6 protein-coding genes are annotated in these 7,537 nt (G+C 61.2%); 3 read left to right on the top strand and 3 right to left on the bottom strand.

The window, feature by feature from the left end; genetic code table 11:
- Positions 1-1,125, top strand: a 1,125-nt coding sequence (locus VF515_07550) for a UxaA family hydrolase (protein ID HEX7407492.1), incomplete at its 5' end; no start/stop codon positions are given.
- Between the two features lie 90 nt (positions 1,126-1,215).
- On the opposite strand, the gene VF515_07545 is transcribed toward VF515_07550, so the two are convergent.
- The 3 genes from VF515_07545 to VF515_07535 form a co-directional block, all read right to left on the bottom strand.
- Positions 1,216-1,494, bottom strand: coding sequence for a hypothetical protein (locus VF515_07545; GenBank protein ID HEX7407491.1), 279 nt, complete (start codon positions 1,492-1,494; stop codon positions 1,216-1,218).
- 428 nt (positions 1,495-1,922) lie between these two features.
- Complete coding sequence (locus VF515_07540; protein HEX7407490.1) at positions 1,923-2,636, bottom strand: phospholipid carrier-dependent glycosyltransferase; 714 nt, start codon at positions 2,634-2,636, stop codon at positions 1,923-1,925.
- A 5-nt stretch (positions 2,637-2,641) separates the two neighbouring features.
- The gene (locus tag VF515_07535) at positions 2,642-4,117 is read right to left on the bottom strand and encodes a glycosyltransferase family 39 protein (GenBank protein HEX7407489.1); all 1,476 of its coding nucleotides are present in this window, start codon (positions 4,115-4,117) and stop codon (positions 2,642-2,644) included.
- Between the two features lie 588 nt (positions 4,118-4,705).
- On the opposite strand from VF515_07535, the gene VF515_07530 reads away from it, so the two are divergent.
- Positions 4,706-6,025 (top strand): hypothetical protein, encoded by a 1,320-nt coding sequence (locus tag VF515_07530; GenBank protein HEX7407488.1) that lies wholly within the window; start codon positions 4,706-4,708, stop codon positions 6,023-6,025.
- Positions 6,026-6,448: 423 nt separating this feature from the next.
- Positions 6,449-7,252, top strand: coding sequence for an SAF domain-containing protein (locus VF515_07525; protein HEX7407487.1), 804 nt, complete (start codon positions 6,449-6,451; stop codon positions 7,250-7,252).
- Positions 7,253-7,537: the final 285 nt, after the last annotated feature.

Genomic DNA, 7,537 nt, shown 5'->3' with positions numbered 1-7,537 from the left:
GGGTCGGTCGGCATCAGAAACCACGTCGTGGTGATTCCATCCGTCTCCTGCGCCAACGGCGTGGTGCGCCTGATCGCCAAGGCGGTCCCCGAAGTCGTGCCCATCTATCATGGCCATGGCTGTGGCCGAGCCCTGGAGGTGGGCTTACATGCAAGGACACTGACCAATCTGGGTAGGCACCCGAATGTGGCGGCGGTCCTGGTCATCGGCTTGGGTTGCGAGGTCATCAAGGGTGAACGGCTGGCGGCGGATATTGCCGAGTCGAAAAAGCCGGTAGAGTTTGTCTCTATCCAGCAGGACGGTGGATCCCGCAAGGCGGCGGCCAAGGGGATAGCGTTCGTAACGAAGATGCTTGAGGAGGCCAAGAAAATGGAGCGGAAGCCCTTTGGTCCGGACCGCATCGTCATGGGACTCGAGTGCGGCGGCTCCGATGCCTTCTCCGGAGTGACCGCCAATCCCAGCGTGGGAGTGGCGGCGGACTGGCTCGTCGATCAGGGTGGCACGGTCATCCTGACGGAGGATACGGAGATGATCGGTACCAGCCATATACTCGAACGCCGGGCCTGCTCTCCTGAAGTGGCAGGAAAGATCGCCCAGATGATCAGCGATGCCGAGCAGCTGACCCGCGATCTGCTGGGGCCCTTGGCTCCGTACGTCATCTCTCCGGGCAACATGGACGGCGGGATGAGCTCCATTCGCGAGAAATCTCTGGGCTGCATCGCCAAGGCCGGGACACGTCCGATCACCCAGGTGGTCGACTATGCGGAAATCCCTTCGCAGAAAGGCGTGGTCCTCATGGACGCCCCCGGTTACGACACGGAGTCCATGGCGGGTGTGGCCGCCGGAGGAGCACACTTGATGATCTTTACCACCGGGAGAGGGAGCCCTATCGGCTTCCCCATCGTGCCGGTCATCAAGGTGGCCAGTACCAGCGCCCTCTGCCGGGCCATGGAGGACGACATGGACATCAATGCCGGCACCATCCTGGAGGGCAAATGCCTGGAGGACGTGGGCGGTGAGATCATCGAGCTGGTCCGCAAGGTTGTGAACGGCGAGCCGACCAAGGCGGAGATCAATGAGCAAGATGGCATCCTCTGCCTCTATACGCTCCATCCTTCCTTCTGAGAGGTACCACTTTCTCGAAGGCCGCGCCTTGGCGCGGCGCACAACTATGTCCCCCATGGGTTCCAGATCCGTGCGCCGCCAACGCCCGGCTTACGAGAGTTGCAGGATGAGGGCGCTGACGTCGATTACATAGCCGAGCAACAACACAGCAAACACAGAGTGCACCAGCGGCTCAAGCGCTGGCCGCTGGCTGCACCAACCGGAGAAGTCCTCCGTTGCCGAGGCGAGAAGCATGACGAAGCCCAGCAGTCCGGGAAAGATAAAAATCAGCTTCATGCTCGAGAAGTCCGGTTGGAGGTAGGCATAACCTGCCACGAAGGCGAGGTGGCCAAAGGCTGCGAGCGCGAGTAGCACGGGACCGAAGAGCACCGTTCCCTCCCTACGTTTTCGCCACAGCCAGCCCGCGGCCGTCACTCCAGTTGCCCACAATTGCCATCCCAGGAGCGCGGACGGCAAGAGTCCAACCACCAAGAGCAGCCGGCCAAGGTCCTGTAAGGCTGGCTCCCGCGACTGCCACGAGCGTGGCCACTGCTCGAAATGCACAAAATGTGCTTGCCCATATAGCCGCGACCATAGCGACGTTCTGTGCGCTGGGTAAAGAGTCATACCGTGCGTGTTAAAGGGATGCTGGATGAGGTCGAGGAGACGAAAGGTCAGGAGTCCCTGCGCCACGGAGGTGAACCCGGGACGAACGTATGAGCTGGGCCAGTTCGTCACGAAGGCCGAACCGTACTGGCGCTGATGCATCCCGTAAGGACCAATCTCCCATACGATGGGTAGGACGACGACGGCGAATATCATTGCATGCAGTGCCAATTGCCCCCGCGGAGCCTATACGTCGGGCTGTGCCACAGCGCTGCCACACCGAACGTGGTCAACACCGCCGCGATGGCCACTAATCCGTTGCCTTTGGAAAGACCGGCGAGGCAGGCGGCGACAATCAGCGCGACAAACGCATTCCTCTTCCCGTCCTGAAAAAACAGGAAACCGAAATAGAGCACCAATGTCCCGAACAAAATGACGAAGGCATCATTCGTGGCCTGCGCGCTGATGCCGATCAATTCTGGATTGAGGGCAACAAGCGCAAACACGAGGAAGCGCACCCTGGGGCTGATGCTCAGCCGGCGCAGGAATACGAGCACCACAACAAGTGTGGCAATGCCAGCCGTGCAGCTCACCGCCTGGGCGATACGCGTCAACACCCACATTGAGGCCGTCGGCCACAACTTCCAGATCATAGCCACCGTGGCGTGGTACAGCTTCGGTTGGAACGCCTCCCACACCTCAGATTTCTCGGGGAATCGATTTTCAAATGCAATGATGCGGATCACAGGGAGGTGCGAATCGTTCGCGTCGGCGTTCACTATCGCCAACAAAACTCGCAGGGATACGCCAATGACAAAGACGGCGAGTACGGCTAGATCGACCGGCGCCGCCGGCCCGCGTCTCACGACCAAACTGCCGCACTTCACGTTGGCGCCGCGTTCCCGGCAGTGCCGGAACAACTTCATCGTCGTTACGGCTCCGCCAGCAATCTGAACTTGAACACGTTGAGGCCCTTGAACGAGCGCTGCGCCAGCAGCTGAAAGGCGGGGTCCTTGGTCACGGCGGCGAGGAGTTGGTTAAAACCGTTTCCCCAATACCGGTCTTCGATCAGATAGCACGTGTCGGTGTGGTCACGGCGTAGCCGGTCAGCAAGGGACCGTTCGCCATTACGCGACACGTAGGCGATGAGCGCCTTCGCTTCCGGACGGCCCGCGTCATCAGCATCGGCAAGCTCCGAGAATCGATGGTCGTAGTACACCAACACCGAAGCGGGCGCGGTCGCGAAGATCACCAGTGGCATGGTGCTGTTGTGCATCTCCGCTCCGAAGAACTGCGCCGCGGCCCGCCAGTCGTTCTTCTGCTTGTACACGGTCCAGGTGTCGCTCTTCATGACCCACAAATTCAGCAGGGCCCAGCCGTTGAGCAGCAGCAAGGCCGCCAGCGCCACGTACCGGAGCGGAGGACGTGGAATCGCAAACACGCCCGCGGCCAGCAGCATGACGTACGGCACGAGCAGAATCAGCATGCTGCGCTCGATGTAGATGGGTGCGTGGATGCGTGATGCGACCCAAAGGGCAAGTAAGGGTACGATGAAGTAGAATACCAACAGGCGGTGCGCCGGCCGGTTCATCAGTGGCTGCGGCTTGGCGTTCCCGCCATTCCGAATCAGCCAGACGAATCCGACCACCAGCAGACAGGCGAACAATCCATCCACGAGGAAAAACGGCCACGGCTGTAACAGCATGGCCTCCAGCCGGGCATACGGCGACAGCGTGCGCAGCGTGTTCCCGTGGCTGAGATAAATGAGGAGTAGTTTGTACACTTCCTCCAGGGTAAACGGTCGAAGGTAGCTGCGCTGCAAACTCCCGATTTGCCTCAGATCGGCAATCGCAATGGGCAGACAGGCGCAGATCACCACTATCGTCGAGACCACTGCCCGCCGTAGCCGCTGCGCTCGGAGGGCCTCTAGCCACAGCCAAAGAAGAGCCGCCAGGACCACGAACACGGCAAACACGTTGGTCCACAACGCCAACGCCGACGCGATCAGGAACACCGCCCAGTCCCGCCGGCGATCGCTACGCCAGGCCCGATCGAGCCCCCATATGAGGGTTACAGTCAAGAGTACCAGCAGCATGTTGGTCTTGTTTTCGTGCGAGTACCAGATGTGGGCGGGCGAGAGAGCCAATAACATCGCGGCGAGGAACGCGATGCGCGAACCAAACCACTGCTGCGCGAGCGCGAAGGTGAGCGCAACGGATGCCAGGCCGCACAACAGCGACGGCAGGCGCACGGCGATTTCGCTGTCGCCGAACACCTGGATCCACGCCCAGACGACCAGTGCGTAAAGGGGTGGGTGGACGTCGTGAAACAGGACCCAGCGCAGGGAATCGCCCGTCAATCCCACGCCGGTGTACATGACCTCGTCGAACCACAGGCTCTCGTTCAAGTTCGGCAAGCGTACGAGGATGGCCGCCAGGAGAACGAGCCAGAGGCATGCCGCGCCCCGCCTGTCGGGTCGGCCGCTCGAAGTGGGAAACGCCGGGTGCAGCTGCGCCGGGCCGGATTTGAACGCCGACCTCTCAGCGGAGGACTTCTGCGGTGTGCGCCGCCGAGGCGCGCCGGCATGGTGAGCCAAGACCTCTGCCCGTTACCGGATTCTGAAGGAGTCTGTCAATGTGCTTGAACAAGGCACAACAGTCGTGGATAGCCGGCATGAACGCGGTATTTGTCATCAGACACCGAGCGCAGCGACACGCCATTGGTGCACTTCCGTCGGCGCCGTCGGCGAAGTGTGCCCAGCGGGCGTGCTGCGCCATGCGCGCCAGCGCCCTTCAACGATGCTCAGGGCAGGGTGTATCGTCGCCAACATACTGAACCGCGTCGTGGAGCGCGCCATGCAGGTGCACGGCGCGCTCGGGCTACACTATATGTAGGTGACAAGCCAGGCGCAGTTGTGGTAGAGTCTGTACCTGACGCCGGTTCTATCGGGTCTAATGTGAGATAGTGCGGTCCGTTCGGTGGTGCGAGGCATGGCATGACTAGCATCTTGTCATCGATCTCCGGACAATTCAGCAAGTCGCTGATCCTGAGCACCTTGCTGCCGACCGCCTTCTTCGTAGCCCTGAGTCTGGTGTTGGTGGCGCCGATGCTGCCTTCTGAGGCAGTATGGCCGACGGGGCTGGAAGCGCTCGACGTACAGTGGAAGGTCGTCGTCATCTCGTTGGTCACCCTGGCGCTCAGCGGGGCACTGTACAATCTCAACATTCCGATCATTCGTTTCTACGAAGGCTACCCTTGGCAAGAATCGTCGCTCGGGAAGCGCTGGACTCGGCAGTACCAAGCCGAGCTGACGGCAGCCAGCGTGCGGATCCGAGGCATGCGCACGCTGCTTCGGGCTATGGCCAAGCGTCTCACTGAAGATCAGACAGTCGCGAAACAATACACCGAAATTATTGGTTTGTGGAAAAAGCTCTGGGAGCGCACAGAAAGCGGCTTCCCGGGCCGTGTCGAGCTGGTCTTGCCCACGCGTCTGGGGAACGTAATCCGCGCCTTCGAGTACTATCCCTACCTGCAATATGAGATGGACGCGGTGACGCTCTGGCCGCGGCTGATCGCTAAGATCGACAAGGACTACGCCGCAACGATCGACGAAGCGAAGACGTCGTTCGATTTCATGCTCAACAGCTCTCTGCTGAGTGCTCTGCTGGGGTTGGCATTGCTTGCCGTTGGACTATTGAGGGGCACTCCACTGACTGCATGGAGTGCGGCGACTATCTGGTCGGTTGAGGTCACAGTGTGTGCGGGCTTTTCGTACGCCTTTTGCCTAGCTGCCATAGGGCGCGCGGGCGCGTGGGGCCAGGTCGTGATGGGGGCGTTTGACTTGTATCGTTCCGATCTCCTCAAGCAGTTGGGCTACTCGTCGACGGTGTCCACCCAGAGCGAGGAACGACAGCAGTGGTACGAGATCTCTCGCCAAATGATTGTCGGCCCATCCCCGAGTGACCCGCCTGCCATTCCTGCCGCGCCTACGTACGCGCGGGCTGTGCCGAGTTCAGCCAAGTTGGAGGTTGCGCGGGGCATAAAGGTTGCGAACAACATCGTAACCGTATTCCTGCGCGTAAGGAATCTTGAGTCGATAGAGGTACGCAACCTCGTAATCGGCGACACCTTGCCACAAGGATATTGGCTTGAGTGGAATTCGGCCCGTGCCGACGGTGGTTTCGTGCGGTGTATCGGGGTCAATCCTTACCAATTCCTGGTAGACCGAGTGGCTTCCGGTAGGATTGTAGAGGTGACGTATCGAGCAGTTACGCTAGCCAAGGCTGTCAGCCAGACGGCGCAGCCAGGAGCGTAGGGGTAGTATGACCCCGGAAAGGGCAGGGGAAAATGAGCCGTTTGCCAAAGAGTGACGTCGGAATTCAGGCGCCAGTCGTTAGTGTGACCGATCATGATCTGCTTATGGGCTCGGAATTCATGGAGATATCACGGAGCCATGAGCCCGATATGACCATCATGGAAGTGCCTCTGCCAGGCGTTGACGTCAAACAGCTTAAGGTCAGAGTCTCGGGGACACTCCTTGCGGTCGAGCACAAGGGCGTCCGGGCTCTAGGTGTGCGGCTGCCTCGGGCGGTAGACGAGAGCATGGTGCGCGTCGCAATCTTGAGCGGCCGCGTGACGATAACGCTGCCCAGTATGGCGGATCTGCCCGGGGGAACGGTGATTGTGCTTAAGCCATAAGGTCGGTCGAGTCGCCACCCTTCACCGCTACCCCTCAGCGATGACCGCCATCGATGAACTCAAGTATGTCTTGGGCTACGAGATCGCCCGGCTACAGGAACCGGGCGTTGACATCCACACCATCGACGAACTCTGGGAACGCGTCGGGCAGGACTTCGACAACGGCATCACTACGCTCAATCGGGATACCCACATCGGCGTCCGCCGCTTGACCGAATTGCTCGCTGCACAGGTGTTGGCTGAGGATGCTACACGAAAGAAGCGGGAGCGCCGCTGCCAGGATGCCGTGTTCCTAATCGGACCGATCGTTCTGTTGCTGCTCGTGCTCCGGGCTGTTGGCATCGTGCCGGGGTTTTCGGCTCGGGTCGAGCAGGTCGTCGCCGGCAGCCGTGGCCTGCCGGCATTTCACGTCATCACGCTCGGTGATGTCGCCCTCAAGCGTCTCGCCCTGGAACGAGGGAGCTTCACCAAGCCGTCGGAGGTGGTTGGTCGCTATGCCTTGCAACCGATCACCGCTGGTTCTCCGCTCGTTTCCAGCCAGCTCAGCGCCACTCCGATCGATCCCGCCAGCGTCTCTGGCCTCGAGCTAGTGTCACTGCCAATCCGCACAGACGGAGTCAGCGCGACAACCGTTCCCGGCGCCCATGTGACGCTGGTGTTTTCGCCACGCAGCAACTCGCATCGCAACTTGCAACCGTTCGCGCTGCGCAACGTGCTCATTCTCGCTGCGGACCGACGCACGGACCAGACCCTACTCGTCGCCGCAACAAGCCGCGACGATGCGGAGAGAGCTGCCTCGGCGCTGGGAACCTTTGACGCCGCCATCACGCAGTCCCTCCCGTAGGCAAGCCTACCGATCGGGCCGTGTCGATCGGGCCGGCTGGGGACTGGGGGCGACGGCGGTCGGGACTAGCGTGTGAACGGGCGTTGTCCCACGGAGTCCATGTACTGCCTTGGGGGCTACAACGGCAGATTTCCCGTCGCCGCCCGCGTCGATTTGTCGCGCTTGTAGGCGTCGATGGTGCGCTGGGCGATGCGCCATTGGTGCACCTCGTCGGCGCCGTCGGCGAAGCGGGCCCAGCGCGCTTGCTGCGCCATGTGGGCGAGCGGCGTGTCGAGCGAGTAGCCC

This window comes from Candidatus Binatia bacterium (genome assembly GCA_036382395.1).
Taxonomy (GTDB): domain Bacteria; phylum Desulfobacterota; class Binatia; order HRBIN30; family HRBIN30; genus JAGDMS01.
Note: the sequence above shows the minus strand (reverse complement) of the source record. Positions and strands in the feature narration are given on the sequence as shown.

Bases quoted from the DNA above. Each gene is read 5' to 3' on its own strand.
- VF515_07540 (HEX7407490.1), bottom strand. From the start codon at position 2,636: ATGAAGTTGTTCCGGCACTGCCGGGAACGCGGCGCCAACGTGAAGTGC.
- VF515_07530 (HEX7407488.1), top strand. From the start codon at position 4,706: ATGACTAGCATCTTGTCATCGATCTCCGGACAATTCAGCAAGTCGCTG.
- VF515_07525 (HEX7407487.1), top strand. From the start codon at position 6,449: ATGACCGCCATCGATGAACTCAAGTATGTCTTGGGCTACGAGATCGCC.